Raw genomic sequence first — 22053 nt, 5'->3', positions numbered from 1 at the left:
GCGGCGGCGCGGCCGGTCAGTCTCCGGCCGCGCCGCCGCAGGCACGCACGCGCACATTACGCACGCGTGCCCGCCGCACGCCCCGCCATCCACTTCCGGTAGCGCCGCGTCTGGCACTGCGCGGCCAGTTGCTGCCGCACCAGTGCGCGCAGCGGCGACACCTGCGGGTGCGTGCGCCGCCCCTCGCTGAGCCGTGTGAGCTGGAACTTGACGACGGCCATGTTGGCCAGCGCGCCCAGCGCCTTGTTCTTCCAGCGGATCGGCTGCAGCACCGGCGCGCTGTCCTTGCCCGCGCGCCAGTCGCGCGGCAGGTTCGGATCGATCGACAGCGCGGTCGCGATGCCGACCATCGCCACGCCGCTGTTCACCACCTGCTCGGCAACCGCACGGCGCCGGATCCCGCCCGTGACCATCAGCGGCATCTTCGCGACGGCCGTGATGTCGCGCGCGAATTCGAGGAAATACGCTTCACGGGCCAACGTGCGCCCGTCACGCGCCTCGCCCTGCATCGCCGGCACTTCATAGCTGCCACCCGACAGCTCGACGAGATCGACGTTGAACGGATTCAGCAGTTCGACCACGCGCTTCGCGTCGTCCGCGCTGAAGCCGCCGCGCTGGAAATCGGCCGAGTTCAGCTTCACTGCAACGACGAACTCCGGTGACACCGTCGCGCGCACGGACTTCACGATATCGAGCAGCAGGCGCGCGCGATTCTCGATGCTGCCGCCCCACTGGTCCTGCCGACGGTTCGTCAGCGGCGACAGGAACTGGCTCAGCAGATAGCCGTGCGCCGCGTGAACCTGCACGCCGGTGAAGCCGCTTCGCTCCGCGAGCTGCGCGGCGCGCACGAAGCGCTGCTGCACGTCGCGGATATCGGCTTCCGTCATCTCCTTCGGCACCGGGAACTGCTTCGACAGCGCGCCGAGCGCGAGCGGCACGGCCGACGGCGCGAGCGTCGTCTGGCCGAGCGCGGCCTGCATCTGGCGCCCCGGATGATTGATCTGCATCCACACGTGCGCGCCGCCCGAGCGCGCGATCTGCGCCCAGCGGCGGAAGCGGTCGAGATGCGCGTCGCTCTCGAGCACGACGCCGTTCGGCCCCGTCATCGCGCGGCCGTCCACCATCACGTTGCCAGTCAGGATCAGGCCGGCCTGGCCGTCGGCCCACGCCTGGTACAGGCGCAGCAATGCGTCGGACGGTGCGTGGTCCGCATCGGCCATGTTCTCTTCCATCGCGGCCTTGGCCAGACGGTTCGGAATCACCGCCCCGTTGGGCAGTGTCAGCGGCGTAAACAGATTCATGGTGGACATCCTCGATTGACGATGCCCAACGATAACTTTAAAGTCAACTTTAAGGTCAAGCCCTTTTGGAGCACACCATGAAAATCGGCGAACTGGCGAAGGCGAGCGGCCTCGCGGCGTCGCGCATCCGTTTTTACGAAGCGAGCGGCCTGCTCGAACCGGCCCGCCGTCAGGCAAACGGCTATCGGGAATACGGGTCGGAAGCGTTGACGCGGCTCGCGATCATCGACCGCGCACAGCGCGCGGGCTTCGCGCTCGACGAAATCCGCGCGGTGCTGCCGCCCGATCTCGGCGCGTGGCCGCGCGACGAACTGCTGGTCGCGCTGCGGCACAAGGTCGACGAGATCGCGCTGCTCGAACAGCGGCTCGTGCAGAACCGGCAGCAACTGGAGACGCTGATCGACGAGATCGAGAACAAGCCCGCAGGCGAGGATTGCGCGGGCGCCGCGCAACGGATGCTCGACCGCCTCTGCGAGCAGGCCAGCCAGCCGCTCGAACCCGCGCCCGTCGTACGGCCGGCGCGCAAGCGCGCGTGACGGATTGCACTGCGTCCCCCATCGATCAACCCGAGCCGTGGCGACACGAGCCGATGCAAGCGCGTCGGCTTCCGCCGCGCACCCTCAAGACCTTATCCGCATGACGATCCCCCGTATCAGAGGATTTCTCGTCGCCGCGCTGTTGACGTTCGGCATCGGCAATGCCTTCGCCTCGACCTGCGACGACACGCATTCGTCGATCCGTTGCCCGGACACGTCCGCCCTGCCGGACGACATCGTCGCGCAGCTGCCCGCCGGCTACGAAGCGCTGGATGCCGCGTCGGGGCGCCTGACCGACGGCACCCGCAACGGTTATGTCGTCGTCGCACATCAGCCCGGCGATTCGATCAGCACGCCGTCGCTGCGCCCGCTGCTGATCTTCCTGCAGAGCGCGAACGGACGCTACCGGCTGGCCGCGCGCAACGACACCGTGATCATGAAAGCCGACGAAGGCGGCATGGGCGATCCGTATCTCGACGGCGTCGCCGAGAACGCGCTCACGGTCGAGCCTCGCACGTTCACCGTCGAGCAGGGCGTATTCGCGGGCCACAACCACTGGCGCGACCGCGTGACGTTTCGCTATGACGTCGCGCACCGCACGTGGGTGTTCCATCGCGAAGTGTTCCGGAACTGGCAATTCAACTACGAGCAGGACGGTGATGCGCTGAAGGCCGACCCGGTACGCGTCACGCGCGCCAATGCGGCAAAGACCGTTTCGTTCGAAGCGTGGCGGCCGAGCTACTGGTGCGAATCGAGCGAGCGGCGCGAAAGCGATCCGGCGTGCCGCAACAAGCATTGACGGCGGCGGCCCGGCAGCAATGCGGCGCGGCTGTCGGGATTTGCTTACGTCGCAGGTAATCGACGCGCGCCGCCCACGCCGCGATCATGGCTCCATCGACTCACGAACCGCAACGCCACGGAGCCCGCCATGACCGCCTATGCCATCGCCCACCTGCACGACGTCGACCTGTGCGACGACATCGTCGAATACCTCGAACGCATCGACGGCACGCTCGCGCCGTATGACGGCCATTTCGTGATTCACGGCGCGCGGCCGGAGGTGCGCGAAGGCGTGTGGCGCGGCGACCTGATCGCGATCGCGTTTCCCGATCTCGACACGGCGCGCGCGTGGTACGAATCGGATGCGTACCGGCAGATCCAGCCGCTGCGCGCACGACACGCGAGCGGCCCGCTGATCCTGATCGACGGCGTCGACGAACGGCACAAGGCCACCGACATCCTGCGCTGAAACGCGACGCCGGCGCGGCCGGCAACGCTTACGACGCCTTCCGCTCCATCGGCTCGCCGACGACGAAGCCGCCGCCCTGGAACCGCTGCGCGGGATCGTCGTACTCGGCGGTCGGCGCCGTCACCGGGAACAACTCGGCGAACTGCTCGGAGCTGTCGCGCGGGCGGAAGCCGAGGAAGCCGGCCTTCGTGTTGTCCCACCACTTCACCGGGTTGTCCGACGCGCCGTAGACGATCGCGTGCCCGACGCGGTTCGTCAGCAGCGAGCAACGCACGAGCTCGATGAAGTCGCGATAGCTGAGGAACGTGACGAGCATGCGCGGATTCTTCGGCACTTCGAACGACGAGCCGATCCGCAGGCACACCGTCTCGATCCCGAAGCGGTCGAAGTAATAGCGCGACAGCGATTCGCCAAAGCACTTCGTCACGCCGTACAGGCTGTCGGGGCGCAACGGCGAATCGGCGTCGAGCACTTCCGTGACCGGATGGAAACCGATCGCATGGTTCGAGCTCGCGAACACGACGCGCTTCACGCCATGCTTGCGCGCGGCTTCGTACAGGTTGTACGTGCCGGTGATGTTCGCGCCGACCAGATCGTCGAACGGCGCGTCGACCGAAATGCCGCCGAGGTGGACGATCGCGTCCACGCCTTCGACGAGCGCCATCACGGCCGGGCGATCGGCCAGGTCGACCACGCGGATTTCTTCATGCGCGGCCGCGTCGTCCAGCGCCGCGATATCGCTGACGCGCACGACGTCGGCCCAGTCGGCGAGCGCGCCGCGCAACTGGCGGCCGAGGTTGCCGGCCGCGCCCGTCAGCAGCAGGCGCCCGAACGGTTTGCGCGCGGCGGTGGATGAGGCGTTCATCGAATCTCCTTGAATCTGACCAAAATCGGAAAACGTTTTCCAACTATACGCGGTGGCGCGGTCGAACGTCAATGGTCGAACCTGTTCGCAGCCATCCGCACTTTCCCGATATCGACCGGTGGCCGCGGCCCGGCTTTTTCTGCCACAATCCGGCGTTATCGAACGAAAACGTTACCCTGCCGATGAAAAAAGTTTCCCCGACGATCCGCGACGTGGCCGCGGAAGCCGGCGTGTCGGTCGCGACGGTATCGAAGTACGTGAACGGCACGCAGCGCTTCTCGCCGACCGTCGAGGCGCGGCTCAAGGAGGCCATCGACCGGCTCGGCTACCGTTCGAACCCGCTCGCGCGCTCGATGATCACCGGCCGCACGCGCACGATCGGCCTCGTGATCCTCGACATCAGCAACCCGCACTTCACGAACGTGGTGAAAGGCGCGAACCGCGTCGCGCTGCAGCACGACTACACGCTGCTGCTCGTCGATACGGAAGAGAGCCAGGCACGCGAACGCTCGCTGATCGAAGCGCTCGCGCAGCGCGTCGACGGGCTGATCGTCAGCACGCGGATGCCCGACGACGAAGCCGGCTGGATGCTCGATCTCAACAAGCCGCTCGTGCTGCTGCGTCGCAGCCCCGGCCTGCCGATTCCGAGCGTCGGCATCGACAACCGGCTGTCGACCTACATGCTCGCGCGTCACCTGCTCAATCTCGGCCATACGCGCATCGCTTATCTCGGCTTCGGCACCGCGCGCGTGAACGACGAGCGGATCCAGGGCGCGCGCGACTGCCTCGCCGAAGCGGGGCTCACGCTCGACGTGCACGACGCGCATGCGCCGACCGCCGAAGCGGGCGAACGCGCATGCTCGCGCGTGATGCTCGGGCCGCAGCGCCCGCAGGCCGTGATCTGCTACAACGACCTGATCGCGCTCGGCTTCATGAAGGAAGCCGCGTCGCTCGGCTTCCGGCTGCCGCAGGACGTGTCGGTCGCGGGCATCGACAACGTGCCGTACGGCGCATACGCGGCGCCCGCGCTGACGACCGTCGACATCCAGAGCGAGAACATGGGCGAGCTTGCGATGCAGAAGCTGATCGACGCGCTCGCGGGACGCACCGATGCGAGTTATTCGACGTTCGAGCCGCGCTTGATCATGCGCGCGTCGACGGCATCGGCCGGCTGACCACACGCCCTTCCCGAGCGCCAAAAGAAAACGCGCCGCCCTCGGGCGGCGCGTTCGTTTGCGGGGACGCAATCAGGCGTCGAGTTTCGCGGGCTTCATCTTCGGCGTGAGCACGTGCATCACGGCCAGCGCGATCAGGTACGCCGACGCGCCGATCGCGAACAGCACCCAGTAGTGGCCCGTGCGCTGCAGCACCTGGCCGATCACTTCCGAGAACAGCACGCCGCCGATCGAGCCGGCCATCCCGCCGATGCCGACCACCGACGCGACCGCACGGCGCGGGAACAAGTCGGACGCCGTCGTGAACAGGTTCGCCGACCAGCCCTGGTGCGCGGCGGCGGCGAGGCCGACGATCAGCACCGCGGGCCACAGGCTCTGCACCTGCGACACGAACGCGATCGGCAGCACGCAGCATGCGCAGATCAGCATCGCCGTCTTGCGCGCGCCGTTCACGCTCCAGCCCGCGCGCAGCAGCACCGACGACAGCCAGCCGCCACCGATGCTGCCGACCGTCGTCAGCGCGTAGATGCAGACGAGCGGCAGGCCGATGTGCTGCATGTCCATCCCGCGCGACTCGTTGAGCCACTTCGGCAGCCAGAACAGGTAGAACCACCACACCGGATCGGTCAGGAACTTGCCGATCAGGAACGCCCACGTTTCGCGCTTGCGGATCAGCTCGCCCCAGCGCGGCGCACCGGCGTTCGCATTCGCGGCATCGAGCGCTTCGGCTTCGTCGCGCGGCTCGTCGTACTCCGCGGCGAGCGCACGCGTGTCGGCCTGGCGATAGAGCACGAGCCACACCACGAGCCACACGATGCCGATCGCGCCGATGATCACGAACGCCGCGCGCCAGCCGTAGGCCACCGCGATCGCCGGGATGATCGCCGGGGCGAACACCGCGCCGATGTTCGCGCCCGAGTTGAAGATGCCGGTGGCCAGCGCGCGTTCGCGGCGCGGGAACCATTCGGCCGTCGTCTTGATCGCGGCCGGGAAGTTGCCGCCCTCGCCGATCCCGAGCAGCGCGCGCACGAACGCGAAGCCCGTCACCGAGCCGACCGCCGCATGCAGCATCGCGGCGATGCTCCACACCAGCATCGCCACCGCGTACGACACGCGCGTGCCGAGCCAGTCGACGATCCGCCCGAAGCCCAGCAGGCCGAGCGCATAGAACGCGGAAAACGCCATCACGATGCGGCCGTACTGCACCTGGCTCCAGCCGATGTCGTGCTGAAGCATCGGCGCGAGCAGGCCGAGGATCTGCCGGTCCATGTAGTTGATCACGGTCGCGAAAAACAGCAGCGCACACACGGTCCAGCGGTAGCGGCTGGCGGCTGCGCGCACGGCGCCGACGACGGCAGATTGCATGAATGTCTCCGATGCGCGGCCGCGCCCGTCGCGCCGCACTGTGTTCGTTGACCGGCGACCGGCGCCGGGGCGGACGGCCCGCGCGCTGACGCACTGGCCCTTTCACCAACCAATCTGGAAAACGTTTTTCAAAGGATAGGGCGTCTGCCGGCGCCCTGTCATTCGGGGATTTCGATGAGTCATCTCAAATTGATCGCGGCAAAAGAGACGACTGTTTCGCAGATTGGCATTAACCGTTTTTCCCGGATTTTCCCGACGCGCGCGCGGGAGGGCGGCCACCGATACACATGTCCGATTCCAGCCAGAATCGATCACGGGGATGGTTTACAGTCGTCGCATGCGCCTCGATCCCGACACCTGCTACGACGCCCTGCATTCCCGGAACCGCCGCTCGACGGCGGGTTACGACGGGCGCGTATTGCCGCCCCGTCTGCCCGGCGAAGCCGCCAAACGCGCGGCCATGCCATCATCTGCGCCGCATGCGGCGCGCTGGGCGCCGTGGCGCGCGTATGCCGCACTGCATGTGTGGCGCCTTCATGGAGATGTAGCGCGATGACTCCCGCTCACCTGATTCCGAGCCCGCTGGGCGACATCGCCGTGCGCATCGAGGACGATGCGCTGACGGGCCTGTACTTCGTCGGCCAGAAATACTTTCCGGCGGTGGCGATCGTGACCGAAGCGGACGCGCACGCGATGTCGCCGATCGCACGCAAGGTCGCGGAAGAAATCGCCGAGTACTTCACCGGCACGCGCGAGACGTTTTCCGTGCCGCTCCACCTGCGCGGCACGGCGTTTCAGCAACGCGTGTGGAAGGAACTGCTCGCGATTCCGTTCGGCGAACTCGTGTCGTACGGCGACATCACGGAACGCGTCGGGCTGCCGATGAGCGGCGCACGCGCCGTCGGCGGTGCGGTCGGCCGCAATCCGGTATCGATCATCGTGCCGTGCCATCGCGTGGTCGGCGCGTCGGGCAGCCTGACCGGCTATGCGGGCGGCATCGACCGCAAGCGCGCGCTGCTGTCGCTCGAAGGCGCCGGGTTCTCGCGCGGCACCCGCCACCCGGTGCAGCAGGCGCTCGCGTTCTGATCGACGGCGCGCGTCACGCGCTCAACACGGGCCGGCGCGCTTCACGCTTTGCATACGCGCCAGGCGTCACGTGGAACTTCGCCTGGAACAGCGCGATGAACGACGACGTCGAGTCGTAGCCCAGTTGCGCGGCCACCGTGCCGATCGGCTCGCCCGCATCGAGCAGCGGCAACGCCGCCAGCAACCGCACGGCCTGCCGCCATTCGGTGAACGACAGCCCCGTGTCCTGCCGGAACAGCCGCGACAGCGTGCGCCGCGTCGCGCCGACCTGATGGCCCCAATCGTCGAGACTGCGCGTATCGCCCGGCGCGGCATGCAACGCACGCGCGATTTTCAGCAGACGCGGATCGCGCGGCAGCGGCACCGTCAGCGGCGCCGGCTGCATGCGTGCGATCCGGTCGGCGATCAGGCACACGAGCGCACCGTCCGGCCCCGTCTCGTCGTAGTTCACCGGCAACTCGCCGGTCGCGATCACCAGTTCGCGCAGCAGCGGCGTCATGCAGAGGATCGTGCAGTCGTCGTTCACGTCGTCGCGTGCGATCGCCGCGTCGAGATACAGGCTGTGGAACGCGACGCAATCGCGCGTCGACACCGCATGCGGCACGTGCGGCGGAATCCACATCGCATAGTGCGGCGGCAGCAGCTGCCGGCCCGACGGCGTCGACACCTCCAGCACGCCGCTCGTCGCGTACATCAGCTGGGCCCACGGATGACTGTGCGCGTCGACGCTCACGTTGCCGGGGATCCCGAACGCGCGCACGTACAGCGGCCTCGGCAGGCGCGCCATCGGCGGCACCGCATAAGGATCACCCGATTGTCCCGCCAGCAACATAAGACGTCCTCCGAAGGTCATTGCACGAACGAGCGCGATGCTACCGTGGCGGCTCTTCTTTCACACGGCTTCCGTTCATGAGCGCTCACACCCGCACCACCCGCAAGACCGTCACCGCGATCCGCTCGACCAAAGGCATCGGCAGCCTCGTGTCGCTGACCGCGTATTCCGCGCCGATGGCGAAGCTCGTCGACGAAGTGGCCGACGTGATCATCGTCGGCGACTCCGTCGGCATGGTGCTGTACGGGATGCCCGATACGTTGCGCGTCACGCTCGACATGATGATTGCACACGGTGCGGCCGTCGTGCGCGGCGCCGCGCAGGCGTGCGTCGTCGTCGACCTGCCGTTCTCGACCTACCAGGAATCGCCCGCGCAGGCCTATCGCTCCGCCGCGCGGCTGCTCGCCGAAACCGGCGCGCAGGCCGTGAAGCTCGAAGGCGGCAGCGAGATGGCCGACACGATCCGCTTCCTGACCGGGCGCGGCATTCCGGTGATGGCGCACGTCGGCCTCATGCCGCAGCAGGCCAACGCGACGGGCGGCTTCCGCGCGCAGGGGATGGACCCGCGTTCGGCCGCGCAGGTGTTCGACGCCGCGTGCGCGGCCGAGCGGGCCGGTGCGTTCAGCGTCGTGATCGAAGGCACCGCGGAAGCGCTCGCGCGCCATCTGACCGAAACGCTGACGATCCCGACGATCGGCATCGGCGCGTCGCCGGCATGCGACGGGCAAGTGCTCGTGACCGAGGACATGATCGGCGCATTCGATGCGTACACGCCACGCTTCGTGAAGCGCTACGCCGATGCGAACGCAGTGATGCGCGATGCGATCCGCCAGTACGCGCACGACGTGCGGCAGCGCGTGTTTCCGGAGCCCGCGCATTGCTTCGGGTACGGCAAGCCGCTGCAACTCGCGGATGCAGCCGCGCCTGCGGCTGCGTGATGTGTGATGTGTGATGCGTGACGCTTGATGCGTGGCGAACGATGCGGTCACGTCACGTGCGCTTGCGCATCGCATGCGCGACCCGCGCATTCGCTTCGAATTTCGCGCGATGCGTCGAGAAGAACGTCCGCACGTTGCGGACGTTCGATGCGCCCGTGAAGAGCCGACGCGCGAATTCGTCGTATTCGGCGACGTCGGCCAGATCGGCCACCACCACGAAATCGGGCCCCGGCGACACGCGGTAGCACTGCGTGACGGCCGGCTCCGCACAGACGTAGGTTTCGAACGCATCGTAGTCCTCGGCCGTCTGGCGATCGAGGCTGATCTCGATCAGCGCGGTGACGGCCGTGCCGATCGCGACCGGGTCGAGCACCGCGACCTGCCGGCGAATCACGCCGGCTTCCGTCAGCCGCCGCACGCGGCGCATGCAGGTGGGCGGCGACGACAGCGCGCGCTCGGCCAGTTGCAGGTTCGACACCGACGCGTCGTCCTGCAGGATCGCGAGGATGCGCAGGTCGAGATCGTCGAGGGTGATGCCGGCCATCGGCGGCTCCTTCCGGTCAGGATGTGAAATTTAATTTCAATATGATAGACGATCCACCGTTCATTTCACTTCCGTTAATTTTTTGAAATTTAATTCCATTCCACTGGTTCTACCATCGCTCTCACTGGTCCAGACGGGACATTTACGGAGCGCGATATGTGTGGAATTGTCGGGGCGGTCGCCCAACGGGACATCCTGCCGAACCTGGTCGACGGCCTGAAGCGGCTCGAATACCGCGGCTACGATTCGTGCGGCGTCGTGGTCTACCGCGACCGGGCGCTGGCGCGCGCCCGCAGCGTCGATCGGGTGGCCAACCTGCAGCGCGAGATCGCCGAGCATGCGTTGTCGGGTTACACGGGCATCGCGCATACGCGCTGGGCCACGCACGGCGCGCCCGTTACGCTCAACGCACATCCCCACTTCTCGCCGAGTGACGCCAATGCACGCATCGCGCTGTCGCATAACGGGATCATCGAGAACTGCGATCAGCTGCGTGCGGAGCTGCAGGCACATGGCTACGTGTTCGCCAGCCAGACCGATAGCGAAGCGATCGCGCATCTCATCGACCACCTGTACGACGGCGATCTGTTCGACGCGGTCCGGCGTGCGGTTGCACGCCTGCGCGGCAGTTATGCGATCGCGGTGATGTGCCGCGACGAGCCGCACCGGATCGTCGGCGCGCGCGACGGGATGCCGCTCGTCGTCGGTGTCGGCGAAGGCGAGAATTTTCTGGCGTCCGATGCGATCGCGCTGTCGGGCATCACCGATCGCATCGCGTATCTGGAGAACGGCGATGTCGCCGACATTCAACTGCATCGCTACTGGATCGTCGATGCGAACGGCCAGCGCGTCGAGCGCGCGGTGCAACGCGTCGCCGCGCATAGCGGCGCGGCCGATCTCGGGTCGTACCGCTACTACATGCAGAAGGAGATCTTCGAGCAGCCGCAGGCCGTGGCCGATACGCTGCTCGATGTTTCGTCGATCATGCCCGAGCTGTTCGGCGACGGCGCGTGGCGTGTGTTCAACGACGTCGATTCGGTGCTGCTGCTCGCGTGCGGCGGCAGTTATCACGCGGCACTGACCGCGAAGTACTGGATCGAGAGCATCGCGAAGCTGCCCGCGAGCGTGGAAATTGCCAGCGAGTTTCGTTATCGCGACAGCGTGCCGAATCCGCGCACACTGGTTGTCGCGGTGTCGCAGAGCGGCGAAACGGCCGATGTGCTCGGTGCCGTGCATGTCGCGAAGAAAAGCGGGATGACGCATACGCTCGCGATCTGCAACGTCGCGACGAGTGCGCTGATGCGTGAATGTGCGCTGCAGTTCGTCACGCGTGCGGGGATCGAGATCGGGGTGGCTTCGACGAAAGCGTTCACGACGCAGCTGGTTGCGTTGTTCCTGCTGACGTTGTCACTCGCGCAAGTGCGCGGGCGCTTGAGCGACGACGAGGAGAAGGCCCATCTGCGCGCGCTGCGGCACCTGCCCGATGCGATGTCGAAAGTGCTCGCGCTGGAACCGCAGATCATGGCGTGGTCGGAATTGCTCGCACGACGCGACAACATGCTGTTTCTCGGGCGCGGCATGCATTATCCGATTGCACTCGAAGGCGCGCTGAAGATGAAGGAGATTTCCTATATTCACGCGGAGGCTTATCCGGCCGGCGAGCTGAAGCATGGGCCGCTGGCGCTCGTCAGCAACGAGATGCCGGTGATCGCGGTTGCGCCGAACGACATGCTGCTCGAAAAGCTGCGGTCGAACATGCACGAGGTCAGCGCGCGGAATGGCCGGCTGTTCGTGTTCGCGGATGTGGACTGCGGACTCGTGCCGAGTGAGGGGATCGAGGTGATTCGGCTCAATGAGTACTACGGGCCGCTGTCGCCGATTTTGCATACGGTGCCGATGCAGTTGCTGGCGTATCACGCGGCGCTCGCGCGGGGGACGGATATCGATAAGCCGCGGAATCTGGCGAAGTCGGTGACGGTGGAGTGAGAGGGGCGTTTTCGTGTTCCTATTGAACGTGCGTCGGCTCTGGCGAGCCGAACATGACCCTGTCTAAGTTGTCGCGTGTCGTCACCATCCACTTGCTCGAACGTCGCGCAATGGCCGGGGCTGCTCACGGTCTGGGTTATTAGTAACCTGGTTGCGCATGCGTCACGGAGCATGGCCCGCGCTGGAAATAGATAATCACCTCCATTAACTGTATAAATATACAGCAAAAACTCTATACTACGAGGGTTGAACTGCGGGGATTGTGTGCCGCCACTTTCGAGCATCGAGAAAGCGCGAGCACATGACAGGAGCATGGCTATTTCGCAGCAACCACTGGAAGCCCGATAAAATCGCAGCCAAATTGAGAGGTCGAATAATGAGCGGTGGGCAAAGCAAGATTGAGTGGACCGAGCGCACGTGGAACCCAACGGTTGGGTGCACGAAAATTTCTAAGGGCTGCAAGAACTGCTACGCCGAAGGCATGGCGAAGCGATTGCACGCCATGGGCACTCCTGGCTACGAGAACGGATTCAAACTGACCATTCTGCCGAATCGCTTGGACGAGCCGTTGAAACGCAAGAGTCCGACGGTGTATTTCGTCAATTCGATGTCCGACCTGTTCCACCGCTCGGTTCCCGATGCGTACATCACGCAGGTATTTGACGCGATTCGCGCGTGCCCGCAGCACACGTTTCAGATTCTCACGAAGCGCGCTGAGCGTCTCGCGAGCTACTGCAGCCGTCGTGATATTCCGGCAAACGCCTGGCTCGGTGTGACCGTAGAGGACCGTCGGTATGGGGTACCTCGCATCGATGAGCTGCGCGCGGTGCAAGGCGGTGTGCGCTTTCTGTCCGTCGAACCGCTCCTCGAGGACCTCGGAACACTGAATCTCGAGAACATTGACTGGGTCATCGTCGGCGGAGAATCCGGTGCGAAGGCGCGCCCGATGCTCGAAGAGTGGGTGCAGAACGTCAAGATCCAGTGCGAGGAGCAAGACGTGAAGTTCTTCTTCAAGCAATGGGGTACATGGGGCAGCGATGGCGTACGTCGCTCCAAGGGCGCGAATGGGCGGCTCCTCGAAGGACGCACTTGGGACGATATGCCCGACCACGCGCGGCTTACGTGAAGATGTTTCGCTGCGGCGAGTATTCGATGATGTCGGAGGGTTTGTAGTGCTTTGACGGCCGCCGCACTCTGTCGTCTTTATTCGACACCACGATACTCCCTGACGTGTGCAAACCCCGGATAACCATTTGCAGCCGAGTTTCGTCTGCAATAGTGTTGGAAATGTGGTCGGTGAGGAGTTGTCGAACGGTGAGTGGCTGCTGCCGGCCTGACAGAACGCGGCCGAGGTCTTCCTTCAATGTCTCGATGCAGAGCTCTGCCCCACCAGCATCGAAGAGGATAGACTGACCGGTATATTGCTCGTCTCGTTTCGGGTCGTAGCCAAGCATGAAGAGCCCTGGCTCGAGTTCGTGTCCAAACTCGCTCGAGTGCGCCCAGTGCAGCGACTTCATTACATCGTGGGCCTTGTACTGCTGCGACAAGTGTACGAGCCAATAGCTCCACGGATTTGCCGAGTCTGGCCGAACAAAGAACAGCGTCATGTACGGCGCGCCTGTCTCAGCTTTAATGCCATGCGCGACGTAACGTTGGAGTGCCGCTCGTCCAGACTCCGCCTTGATTTGCCCCAGTTGCCCCCAAGGGATGTACTGCTCAATGCCGATACTGCGAACGGCCTTCCGATTTGCCTCTCTGTCGCTAATGTAGGTGAGGAGTGAGTCGACATTAAAGGTCATGATGACTTCGGCGTTCGGCAGCTCGGTCATCAGCCACCGAAGCTTGTTCATCGGAACGGCGTTGTAGCTGTACTGGTCGAGCAGAAAAATCGCCCGACCGCCGCCTCGTCGTGCTTTGATGCGCTCGACGATTCTCGGCAGTTCATCGAGAAATCCACCGTTCAGCACTTTCGACCGCTCGAAGTCCTGCTGTGCGATGGCGCCCTCAGCTCGCCGCCTTTCCAAATGTTGACAGAGATACTCCGCAGATTCCCGCTTTTTCTCCACGAAGAAAAACTCCGTGTCCACTTCGCGCAGTGTGCGTCGACCAACATTGAGAGCGGCTCGCGCCAGATGCGCCCCCCGCATCATAAGCAGAGGCGTACCATCAACCGATTTGGCCTCTTCATTGAGGTATTCCCCACCGCCGGCAAACCCGTCAACCAACGTCAAAGTTAGTTTGGGCATCGTCGGCAAACTCATCAGGGTTTCGATGTATTGCTGAACATACTCTTCGACGATCGAATGCTTAACAGCACTGTGCTGGTCAAGAAGCGGCGGCGGATGTCCGACCTGCCAGAAATACTTGTCTTCTGTCTTTGCCATTCTTGGTGTAATGCGGGGCTCTTGGTCTCTCGAAAGATTATCAGGTTTTAGTAAATATTTCTAAAAAACGGCATACTATCCGACACCCCCATTAAGCTCCTCCAAAATACGGGACAAAAGCGTGTCCAAAAAAAATGACGACGAGACAGTCATCGACCCGGTTGATGGCCTGCCGGTCATGAAGGTTGGTCCTTGGTCCGAAGACAAACACGTGGCGCTGTCCCGTTATGTCGACGCAGCCCGAAAAGCTCGCGCAAAATGGCCATATGCCTCGTTTATCGACCTTTTTTCGGGGCCAGGGCGAGTCATGAACCGTGAATCGGGGGTTATCTCTGATGGCGGTGCGCTATCTGCTTGGCGTATATCGGAACGCGGTGGAGCGCCGTTCGACGAGATATACATCGCCGATGCCGATGCTGTAAGCGTGGAAGCTTGTAGCTCGCGACTTCGCACCGCAGGCGCCAAAGTGCAGGCACGCGTGGGCAACGCATCCAAAACCGTTGACTGGGTGCTCGAGATGCTTCCGAGGGGATTACATTTCGCCTTCCTCGACCCATTCAACATCGAGCACTTGGATTTCGAAATTATCCGCAAGCTTGCGGCTCGGCCGAACATCGATCTCCTGATTCATTTCAGCGTAATGGACGTTCAGCGAAACATCGGTGTCGACTTCAATCTGGCCAGCTCAAGATTGGATGCAGCTGCGCCGGGGTGGCGCAACAATTTGCGGCTGAAAGAGGTTCCCAAGCGCGAACAAGTCGGTGTGTATTTGGAGTATTGGGAATCGCTCGTCACGGACCTGACAAAGATGCAGGTTGCCCAATCCAAGCCGCTATTCGTCAACATGAACAAGGGACCACTATATCGCCTCATCCATCTTGCCCGTCATCCGCTTGCTACGAAACTTTGGAATGACGCTGCGTTGCCGACATCGCGCCAGCAATCGCTGCCTGGAATGTGATTACTAGGCGTGCGGATGCTGTCGTCAGTCGCGACTCGGACGAGAGGTGCCGCGACCTATACACGTTTCGCCGACTGCCCCCATCGCCACATGCGTGACCGAGTACTGACGAGAGTCAAAGCCGATACTTTTGAAATTGCGTGACTCGAGCACGGTCGTGGCGCTGGCTTGCTGTGCTAGGAGCAAGCCTAGTAGATGACGACATGTAGATGGGGATTTTGCAAAGCCCTAGGGAAAACCAGCGCCTTTGGGGAACACTGTTAGAACCTGCCACTCGTCAGTAGATACGGCACCACCACAAACGCCTCATCCAACAGCCGCTCTCCGCTTCAATTCCGCAGACAACTCAACCCGCCCGCACGAAATGATGCTCCACCCTCGTGCGGAGCACGCCATCCAGCGCGGCAAGCCGTTCGCGCAGCCGCACCGCCTGCCCTTCCGTCATTTCGCCGAGCACGATCTTTTGCTCGAGAACGTCGCCACAGCGGGTGATGGCCCATCGATCGACGGTCGCCGTTTCGCCTTCGAGCACAGCAGCCGCGGTCGAAACGATGCCCGGATTCCGTCTCGATACGAGATGAACCGTGTGCGTCAACGTGAAACCGGGAAGGAACTGCGACCAGTCTTCACAGACGGTCGGGCGGGAAGCGGAGGAAACTTGGCTCATGGTTGCTCCGGATGAGTGGTGATCGAACCGGTGCCAGCCATGCTGCTCCCGTTTCGTTGCCGTGAATCGGCCGCATCGCCTCAAAGGCGTCCACCTTGCCCGGGAGGGCAGGTTGGCGTCGGAAAACCCGACTCTGGATGCTTGATTTCTTACGTTCGACATTCCGAACGTGGGTTCATTATACTGAAAAACGGGCGTCGGGCAAGAAGCCGCAAGAAAGTGGCGCTTCGAGCGGATATGGCTTCACCGATCCGGCCCTTATCGGCGAATCGACGGCAAGCGCCGTAGCAGTCGTACCGAGCCTGTCCGCGTTTTCATGGACGAGACGGTTGAACAACAGGCTAACCACGTGCCTGCATCAACCACTCGCCGAAACCCGCTACTTCGACAAACCCAGCTTCTTCGACACCACGACGCCGCTCGACGGACTCACCAGCTGGATGTCATGGAGATCCACGTGCAACGTGGAGATCCGCGTCGTAATGTCCGTCGGCTCGTCGATACTCGGATCGGCATGTTCGGTTTGTTCGGTCAGGTAAGGCCGAACCAGGCGTCCGGAAAAAACGAGCGCGAAGTTGCCCTGCGTTTTGGCGTACTCGGCGGGTGAAAGCCGCATGCGGCTACGAACCGTGGTCTTTTTGCCTTGCCCGGAATCGAGTTCGATGATCTCGACGTGCTGGATGTACCCTTTTGCCTTCGCTTCGGGCGCAATCACGAGCCCGCGCCCTCGTGGCCCCGTCGTGACCTTGCTGAGCAGGATGCCCGTCCGGTCGTCGCGCTCCCCATCGAACAGGTCGACGTCCAGCGTCAACAGGTGCCGCCGTGACCGGTACCTCACGCCGTACCGCACCGGCACCACGAACGTTACGTCACGATCCAGATTGACGGCCGCCAGGTCGGGATTCGGCGCATGCCGGTCGGCCGCGTCGGAGACCAGGCCACGAACCCGGTCGCGCAACGAAGGCGCGAGCGTGCTGACGTGCAGTTTCTTCAACGCATCCCGGATTACAACCGGGTCGTCGCCGACAATCGGTCGCGCCGGCGACGTGTCGTGATTGACAGCCGACGCGATGCGCGTCGTGCCGTCGGCAGCCTCCGCCTCAGCATGCGCCGCGACTGTCGCCAGCATCGTCGTCAGGGCAACGATGCACGCGACGCTCGAGCGACCCAATTTGGATTTCCGGTGAAACACGACGAACTCCTGATGTGCTTGCAGATCGATCAACGACGAGCACTATAGAGTGGAATGATCGGCAGCGCACCCGCCGCGTGAAATTCACCGATGGCGGGCGCCCCATCATAGGATCATCGTCGGCGAGGCGGCAGGTCAATGGGCAACACTACCGTGTTGCCCGGACGACAACAACCGACGGGAAGCGAGCAGCGGCGCCCATCGGGAATCCGCAAACGGATCCCCGCCGTCCTCCTGACGATTCGCTGCACGCGCCCGCGAGCCTCGTCTCGAATACCCTCGACACCCCACCCGAAGATCCCCGTCTGCCGCCGATCGAACACCCCATTCACGCGCGGACGGCAGTGCGCGCCGCACCTGAGGCGGCCGCAGCGACCAGGAAGTCCGTTGGCGGGCTGACCTTGACATCGGATCCGCCCGCCACCTTCCTCAAAACACCGTATGCAACCCGAGCCGCGCCACGGCCTGACTCGCCGAACTCGATGCGCCATTCGGATCCAGCACGCCATTCACCTGCGCGTTCGCGCCGCTGTTTGCCCGCTGATAATCGGCCGACACGTACACCATCGTCCGCTTCGACAACAGGTACTGAAGCGCCACGCTGACCTGATGCGCGTGGTTGTCGTTCACCGCTTCATTCCCCTTCATGTACATGTACTTCGCGCCGAGGACGACATCCGGCCTGATCCGCCACAGGCCGCCGGCTTCGGCCATCCACACGGCGGCATCGTTGAACGAATTCCGCACGGTGGTCATCAATGCAGTCGCCTTCACGACACCGAAGTCGTAGTGCATGCCGACGCCCCAGTTGCGCACGCTGGTCGACGGCACGCCCGGCGCCGGGCCGTACTTCTCGTTCGTGTAGGCCGCGCCCACGCCGAACGGCCCCATTTCATAGTTCACCCCGGCGCTGACGGCGTTGTCCGCGCCGACCGAGCCGGCCACGCCGCCGAACGCATACATCACGCCGCCCGAGAAACCCGCGACCGTCGGCAAACTGTATTTGACCGAATTCGCGATCGGCTTGCTGCCTGCGGTGCGGTCCCAGTCGAACGCACCGGTCGGGTTGTCAGGAAGCGCGAGCCGCTGGAACGGGCCGTTCCGGAAACCGTACAGTCCCGAGATGTCCCTTCCGATCGCATTCCCCTTGTTGAAGAGCGCATCGACCATGAAGTCGTATTGATTGCCCAGCGTGATGCTGCCGAACCGGTCGCTGTCGATGCCCACGTAGGCGTTCCGCCCGAAAATCCCGGTTCCGACGATGCTGCCGTTCGCCATCGAGAACTGGTTCACGAGCGCGAACGTCGCGTGATACCCGCCGCCGAGATCTTCGGTGCCGCGAAAGCCGAAGAGGTTGGGCGCGTAGATACCGTCGTCGAACTTGACGTTCTTTCCGCCGCCCTCGTTGCTGACATACGAGATGCCGGAGTCGATCAGACCGAACATCGTCACACTGCTCTGCGCCCATGCGCCTTGCGCGACGGCGAGAATCGCCACTGCTCCAAACCTGAGTTTCATGTTGTCTCCGTCTTTTTTATGGAAATACGAGTCCGTCACCGCGCCGGATCGCGGGTGATCGCTCATTGCTTCGTGGAAATTCGCCTTGATTCAGGCAGTTACATCAACACCGGAAATATGATTAGCTTTACTGATTTATAAACACGAACTTGATGATGCGAACCCGCGAGTCAATTGCCTCGAAAAATGACCCGCGCAGCGGCATCCACTTCGACCGCCACGGCTTCCAGTCCAGCCCCCGTGCACGGTCCGTCGATGCAAACCCCATCGTCGAAGCGAAACAGCGCGCTGTGATGCGCGCACATCAGCACCTGCGACCGATAGCAGGAAACATTGCCCGGCACGAAATCGAGCGGTACGGAGAAATGCGGGCAACGATTCACATACGCCCATACCTGCTCACCCCGCCGCACCACGATGACGGGACGCCCGATGCACGCTTCGTCGACGACCCGCGCGCCGCCGTCGGGCACCTCGGACACGCGGCAGAGTTGTCTCGCTTCCATTGCTCACACCCTCTGCTCGGGGTTGCCGAGGCTCCAGTCCCACGGACGCACTTCCACGCGCGAAAACAGTCCTTCCTTCACATACGGATCGTTCCCGACGAACTGCATCACCGCCTGGATGTCGTCGGCCTCGACGACGAGCAGCGTGCCGTTCATCGCGTCCCCTTGAGGGTCGAGCGTCGGCCCGCCGAGCCGCACCACCACGCCGTGCTCGGCAGCCGAACGCAGATAGGTCCGGTGAATCGGCCGCATGCGGTCGCGCACGTGGCGCATGCCGGGCTGGTCCGTCGCAAATACCGCGAAAAATCGAGCCATGACGATCAGCTCCGGTCGATGGGGTCATTCATCACGTCTTTCTCCGTTGGCGCATCGGGCCGCTCAACGCGGCGCACGCCCTTCCCATGCATCCTGAAGCAACGCACGAATCGCCGCGCGCTCGATCGGCCGCGGATTCGCATACGGGTTCTTGCACGCGAGATCGGCGGCTTCGTCCAGGCCTGCCTCCGGCATCCCGATGTCGGCGAGCGCCGGCGCGATACCGAGCTGCTCGTTCAGCCTGAACAGCAGCGGGCCGGCATCGGCCGCGTCGTTCCCGCCCAGTGCCCGCGCAACGCGGCGCAGCGCATCGGGCGCCGCAGCATGGTTGTAGTGCGCGGTATGCGGCAACATCGCCGCGTGCGTCTGCGCGTGCGGCAGGTTGAACGTGCCGCCGAGCGTGTGACAAAGCTTGTGGTGCAACGCCATGCCGACCGCACCGAGGCAGGTTCCGGCAAGCCACGCGCCATACAACGCACGACTGCGCATCGTTCGATCTTCCGGATCGCGCACCACCACGGGCAACGCTTCGCCCAGCGCGCGAATCGATTCTTCGGCCATCAAGCTGATCACCGGGTTCGCGTCTTCCGCATAGAGCGCCTCGACCGCATGCGCCATCGCATTGACGCCCGACGCCGCCGAAATGCCCGGCGGCAGCGACAACGTCAGCGACGGGTCGTACAGCACGGTACGCGGCAGCACGCGCACGTCGCGCCCGGTGCGCTTCAGCCGGCCTTCCGTGAGCCCGTAGATCGGCGTCATCTCCGAGCCCGCGTACGTCGTCGGCACGGCCAGGATCGGCAGCGACGATTCGAGCGCAATGGCCTTGCCAAGCCCGATCGTCGACCCGCCGCCGATCGCGATGCAACAGTCCGCGCCCAGCTCCGCGGCCATCTCGCGCGCCGCGCGCGCGACTTCGACCGGCACGTGCATGACGGCCTGCGCACACACGCCGGCCGCGCGCTCGCCGAGTACCGCTTTCACCCGGTCGGCGAGATGCCGCTGCTCGGGCGTCGACAGAATGAGCGCGCGGCTGGCGCCGAGCGTCGACAGCTCGTCCGGCAGCCGGTCGAGCGCGCCCCATTCGAACACCACGCGGGAAGGTGTGCCTTGATAGACGAAGCGCTCCATGAAAGCCTCAGCGCTTGAAGTGCGGCGGCACGTTGCCGTCGACGTTGACCCACACCGAGCGCGCCTCCGTGTAGTCGTGCATGGCCTCGAAACCCATCTCGCGGCCATAGCCCGACTTGCCGACGCCGCCGAACGGGCTGCCCGGATTGACGCGCTTGTAGCAGTTGATCCAGCACATGCCCGCATTGATCTGCGACGCCATCTTGTGCGCACGCGAGAGATTCTGGGTCCAGAGGCCGCTGCCGAGCCCGTATTCCGTTGCATTGGCGATGGCGAGCGCTTCTTCGTCGCTGCCGAAACGCAGCACCGTGACGAACGGGCCGAACACCTCCTCCTGCGCGACGCGGTCGCTCGCGCTCTTCGCCTCGATGATCGTCGGACGCACGTAGTAGCCGTTGGCGAGCGCCGGATCCTGCGGTGCGCTGCCGCCCGTCAGCACGCGGCCACCCTGCTCGCGCGCGGCGTCGACATACGACAGCACGCGATCGAGGTGCTGCTTCGACGTCAGCGGGCCCATTTCCGTATCCGGATCGAGCGGATTGCCGATCCGGATCGACGACGCGAGCGCGACGAATCGCTCGAGGAACGCGTCCGCGATCCGTTCGTGCAGCACGAGGCGCGAACCCGCGATGCACGCCTGCCCCTGGTTGTGAAAGATCGCCCACGCAGCGCCGTTGATCGCCGCGTCGAGGTTGGCATCGTCGAACACGATGTTCGCGCCCTTGCCGCCCAGCTCCAGCTGAACGCGCTTCAGGTTGCCCTGCGACGCTTCGACGATCCGCCGGCCGGTGGCCGTCGACCCCGTGAACGCGATCTTGCCGACGCCCGGATGTTCGGCGAGCCGCTGGCCGGCCGTATGGCCGTAACCGGGGACGATATTGACGACACCCGCGGGGAACCCGACTTCGGCCATCAGCTCGACGATGCGCAACGTCGACAGCGGCGTGATTTCCGACGGCTTGAGCACCACCGTGTTGCCGGCGGCCAGCGCCGGGCCCATCTTCCAGCTCGTGAACATCAGGGGGAAATTCCACGGCACGATCTGGCCGACGACGCCGATCGGCGCGCGCTGCACGTAGTTCAGGAAGCCGGTCTCGACCGGAATCACCGAGCCCTGCAGCTTGTCGGCCATGCCGCCGAAATAACGGAAGCAGGCGGCCGTGCGCGGCACGTCGAGCGAACGCGAATCGCGAATCGGGTGGCCGGTGTCCAGCGATTCGAGCTGCGCCAGCTCCTCCGCGTTGGCTTCGATCGCGTCGGCCAGGCGCAGCAGCAGACGGCCACGTTCGGCCGCCGGCAGCGCCGACCATTTGGGAAACGCGCGCGTCGCGGCGTCGACGGCCAGATCGACGTCCGCCGCGGTGGCTGCCGCGATCTTCGCGATGACGGAGCCGTCGTGCGGGTTCAGCACGTCGATCGTGCCGCGGTCGACGGCGTCAACGAAGCGCCCGTCGATGAAGAGTTGGGTTTGCATGAATCGTCCTCGGTGTATGGCTAAAGCA

22 protein-coding genes, 1 pseudogene and 1 riboswitch are annotated in these 22053 nt (G+C 64.3%); of the genes and pseudogenes, 10 read left to right on the top strand and 13 right to left on the bottom strand.

Annotated features, from left to right (window positions below):
* Positions 1-56: 56 nt before the first annotated feature.
* Entirely contained in the window at positions 57-1301 is a 1245-nt protein-coding gene (locus HWX87_RS36975) for an NADH:flavin oxidoreductase/NADH oxidase family protein (RefSeq protein WP_176051720.1), read from the bottom strand.
* Between the two features lie 77 nt (positions 1302-1378).
* Between HWX87_RS36975 and HWX87_RS36970 the strand changes: the two genes are divergently transcribed.
* The 3 genes from HWX87_RS36970 (at position 1379) to HWX87_RS36960 (ending at position 3086) form a co-directional block, all read left to right on the top strand.
* On the top strand, positions 1379-1837 hold the full coding sequence (locus HWX87_RS36970) for a MerR family transcriptional regulator (protein ID WP_176051719.1): 459 nt from the start codon (positions 1379-1381) through the stop codon (positions 1835-1837).
* A 100-nt stretch (positions 1838-1937) separates the two neighbouring features.
* Positions 1938-2636, top strand: a complete 699-nt coding sequence (locus HWX87_RS36965) for a hypothetical protein (protein ID WP_176051718.1) — start codon at positions 1938-1940, stop codon at positions 2634-2636.
* 129 nt (positions 2637-2765) lie between these two features.
* The gene (locus tag HWX87_RS36960) at positions 2766-3086 is read left to right on the top strand and encodes a DUF1330 domain-containing protein (protein ID WP_176051717.1); all 321 of its coding nucleotides are present in this window, start codon (positions 2766-2768) and stop codon (positions 3084-3086) included.
* Between the two features lie 28 nt (positions 3087-3114).
* Here the strand turns inward: HWX87_RS36960 and HWX87_RS36955 are convergent, their stop codons facing one another.
* A complete protein-coding gene (locus HWX87_RS36955; protein WP_176051716.1) occupies positions 3115-3951 on the bottom strand; it encodes an NAD(P)-dependent oxidoreductase in 837 nt (278 codons plus the stop codon).
* 71 nt (positions 3952-4022) lie between these two features.
* On the opposite strand from HWX87_RS36955, the gene HWX87_RS36950 reads away from it, so the two are divergent.
* Positions 4023-5126, top strand: a complete 1104-nt coding sequence (locus HWX87_RS36950) for a LacI family DNA-binding transcriptional regulator (protein WP_176051715.1) — start codon at positions 4023-4025, stop codon at positions 5124-5126.
* 72 nt (positions 5127-5198) lie between these two features.
* On the opposite strand, the gene HWX87_RS36945 is transcribed toward HWX87_RS36950, so the two are convergent.
* On the bottom strand, positions 5199-6491 hold the full coding sequence (locus tag HWX87_RS36945; RefSeq protein WP_176051714.1) for an MFS transporter: 1293 nt from the start codon (positions 6489-6491) through the stop codon (positions 5199-5201).
* Between the two features lie 319 nt (positions 6492-6810).
* Here HWX87_RS36945 and HWX87_RS36940 point away from each other — a divergent pair.
* Positions 6811-6961: pseudogene (locus HWX87_RS36940) on the top strand (adenosine deaminase); the annotation flags it as partial.
* An 82-nt stretch (positions 6962-7043) separates the two neighbouring features.
* Entirely contained in the window at positions 7044-7577 is a 534-nt protein-coding gene (locus HWX87_RS36935; RefSeq protein WP_176051713.1) for a methylated-DNA--[protein]-cysteine S-methyltransferase, read from the top strand.
* Positions 7578-7590: 13 nt separating this feature from the next.
* Here the strand turns inward: HWX87_RS36935 and HWX87_RS36930 are convergent, their stop codons facing one another.
* Positions 7591-8409, bottom strand: a complete 819-nt coding sequence (locus HWX87_RS36930; protein WP_176051712.1) for a helix-turn-helix transcriptional regulator — start codon at positions 8407-8409, stop codon at positions 7591-7593.
* Between the two features lie 77 nt (positions 8410-8486).
* Between HWX87_RS36930 and panB the strand changes: the two genes are divergently transcribed.
* Positions 8487-9347, top strand: a complete 861-nt coding sequence (panB, locus tag HWX87_RS36925; protein WP_176051711.1) for a 3-methyl-2-oxobutanoate hydroxymethyltransferase — start codon at positions 8487-8489, stop codon at positions 9345-9347.
* Positions 9348-9399: 52 nt separating this feature from the next.
* On the opposite strand, the gene HWX87_RS36920 is transcribed toward panB, so the two are convergent.
* The gene (locus HWX87_RS36920; protein WP_059237721.1) at positions 9400-9891 is read right to left on the bottom strand and encodes an Lrp/AsnC family transcriptional regulator; all 492 of its coding nucleotides are present in this window, start codon (positions 9889-9891) and stop codon (positions 9400-9402) included.
* Between the two features lie 156 nt (positions 9892-10047).
* On the opposite strand from HWX87_RS36920, the gene glmS reads away from it, so the two are divergent.
* Positions 10048-11877, top strand: a complete 1830-nt coding sequence (gene glmS / locus HWX87_RS36915; protein ID WP_176051710.1) for a glutamine--fructose-6-phosphate transaminase (isomerizing) — start codon at positions 10048-10050, stop codon at positions 11875-11877.
* Positions 11878-12178: 301 nt separating this feature from the next.
* Positions 12179-13003, top strand: coding sequence for a phage Gp37/Gp68 family protein (locus HWX87_RS36910; protein WP_244137842.1), 825 nt, complete (start codon positions 12179-12181; stop codon positions 13001-13003).
* Here HWX87_RS36910 and HWX87_RS36905 read toward each other — a convergent pair.
* Complete coding sequence (locus HWX87_RS36905) at positions 12996-14261, bottom strand: three-Cys-motif partner protein TcmP (protein ID WP_176051709.1); 1266 nt, start codon at positions 14259-14261, stop codon at positions 12996-12998. The genes HWX87_RS36910 and HWX87_RS36905 overlap by 8 nt on opposite strands.
* 121 nt (positions 14262-14382) lie before the next feature.
* On the opposite strand from HWX87_RS36905, the gene HWX87_RS36900 reads away from it, so the two are divergent.
* Positions 14383-15222, top strand: coding sequence for a three-Cys-motif partner protein TcmP (locus HWX87_RS36900; protein ID WP_244137841.1), 840 nt, complete (start codon positions 14383-14385; stop codon positions 15220-15222).
* A 346-nt stretch (positions 15223-15568) separates the two neighbouring features.
* On the opposite strand, the gene HWX87_RS36895 is transcribed toward HWX87_RS36900, so the two are convergent.
* The 7 genes from HWX87_RS36895 to HWX87_RS36865 all read right to left on the bottom strand — a co-directional run bounded on the left by HWX87_RS36895 (position 15569) and on the right by HWX87_RS36865 (position 22025).
* Entirely contained in the window at positions 15569-15889 is a 321-nt protein-coding gene (locus HWX87_RS36895; protein WP_176051708.1) for a hypothetical protein, read from the bottom strand.
* A gap of 42 nt (positions 15890-15931) precedes the next feature.
* Positions 15932-16035, bottom strand: a riboswitch (SAM-I-IV-variant riboswitch).
* A 233-nt stretch (positions 16036-16268) separates the two neighbouring features.
* Complete coding sequence (locus HWX87_RS36890; protein ID WP_176051731.1) at positions 16269-17081, bottom strand: hypothetical protein; 813 nt, start codon at positions 17079-17081, stop codon at positions 16269-16271.
* Between the two features lie 429 nt (positions 17082-17510).
* Positions 17511-18599 (bottom strand): porin, encoded by a 1089-nt coding sequence (locus HWX87_RS36885; protein WP_176051707.1) that lies wholly within the window; start codon positions 18597-18599, stop codon positions 17511-17513.
* 170 nt (positions 18600-18769) lie between these two features.
* Entirely contained in the window at positions 18770-19105 is a 336-nt protein-coding gene (locus HWX87_RS36880; protein ID WP_176051706.1) for a Rieske 2Fe-2S domain-containing protein, read from the bottom strand.
* Between the two features lie 3 nt (positions 19106-19108).
* Positions 19109-19420 carry a YciI family protein gene (locus HWX87_RS36875; protein WP_176051705.1) on the bottom strand — a complete coding sequence of 104 codons (312 nt, stop codon included), beginning with the start codon at positions 19418-19420 and terminating at the stop codon, positions 19109-19111.
* 63 nt (positions 19421-19483) lie between these two features.
* Positions 19484-20551, bottom strand: coding sequence for a maleylacetate reductase (locus HWX87_RS36870; protein ID WP_176051704.1), 1068 nt, complete (start codon positions 20549-20551; stop codon positions 19484-19486).
* Positions 20552-20558: 7 nt separating this feature from the next.
* On the bottom strand, positions 20559-22025 hold the full coding sequence (locus tag HWX87_RS36865; protein ID WP_176051703.1) for an aldehyde dehydrogenase family protein: 1467 nt from the start codon (positions 22023-22025) through the stop codon (positions 20559-20561).
* Between the last annotated feature and the right edge of the window lie 28 nt (positions 22026-22053).

This window comes from Burkholderia sp. BCC1644 (genome assembly GCF_902833225.1).
GTDB lineage: Bacteria > Pseudomonadota > Gammaproteobacteria > Burkholderiales > Burkholderiaceae > Burkholderia.
The sequence above is the reverse complement of the archived record's forward strand: the minus strand, read 5'-3'. Positions and strand labels throughout refer to the sequence as shown.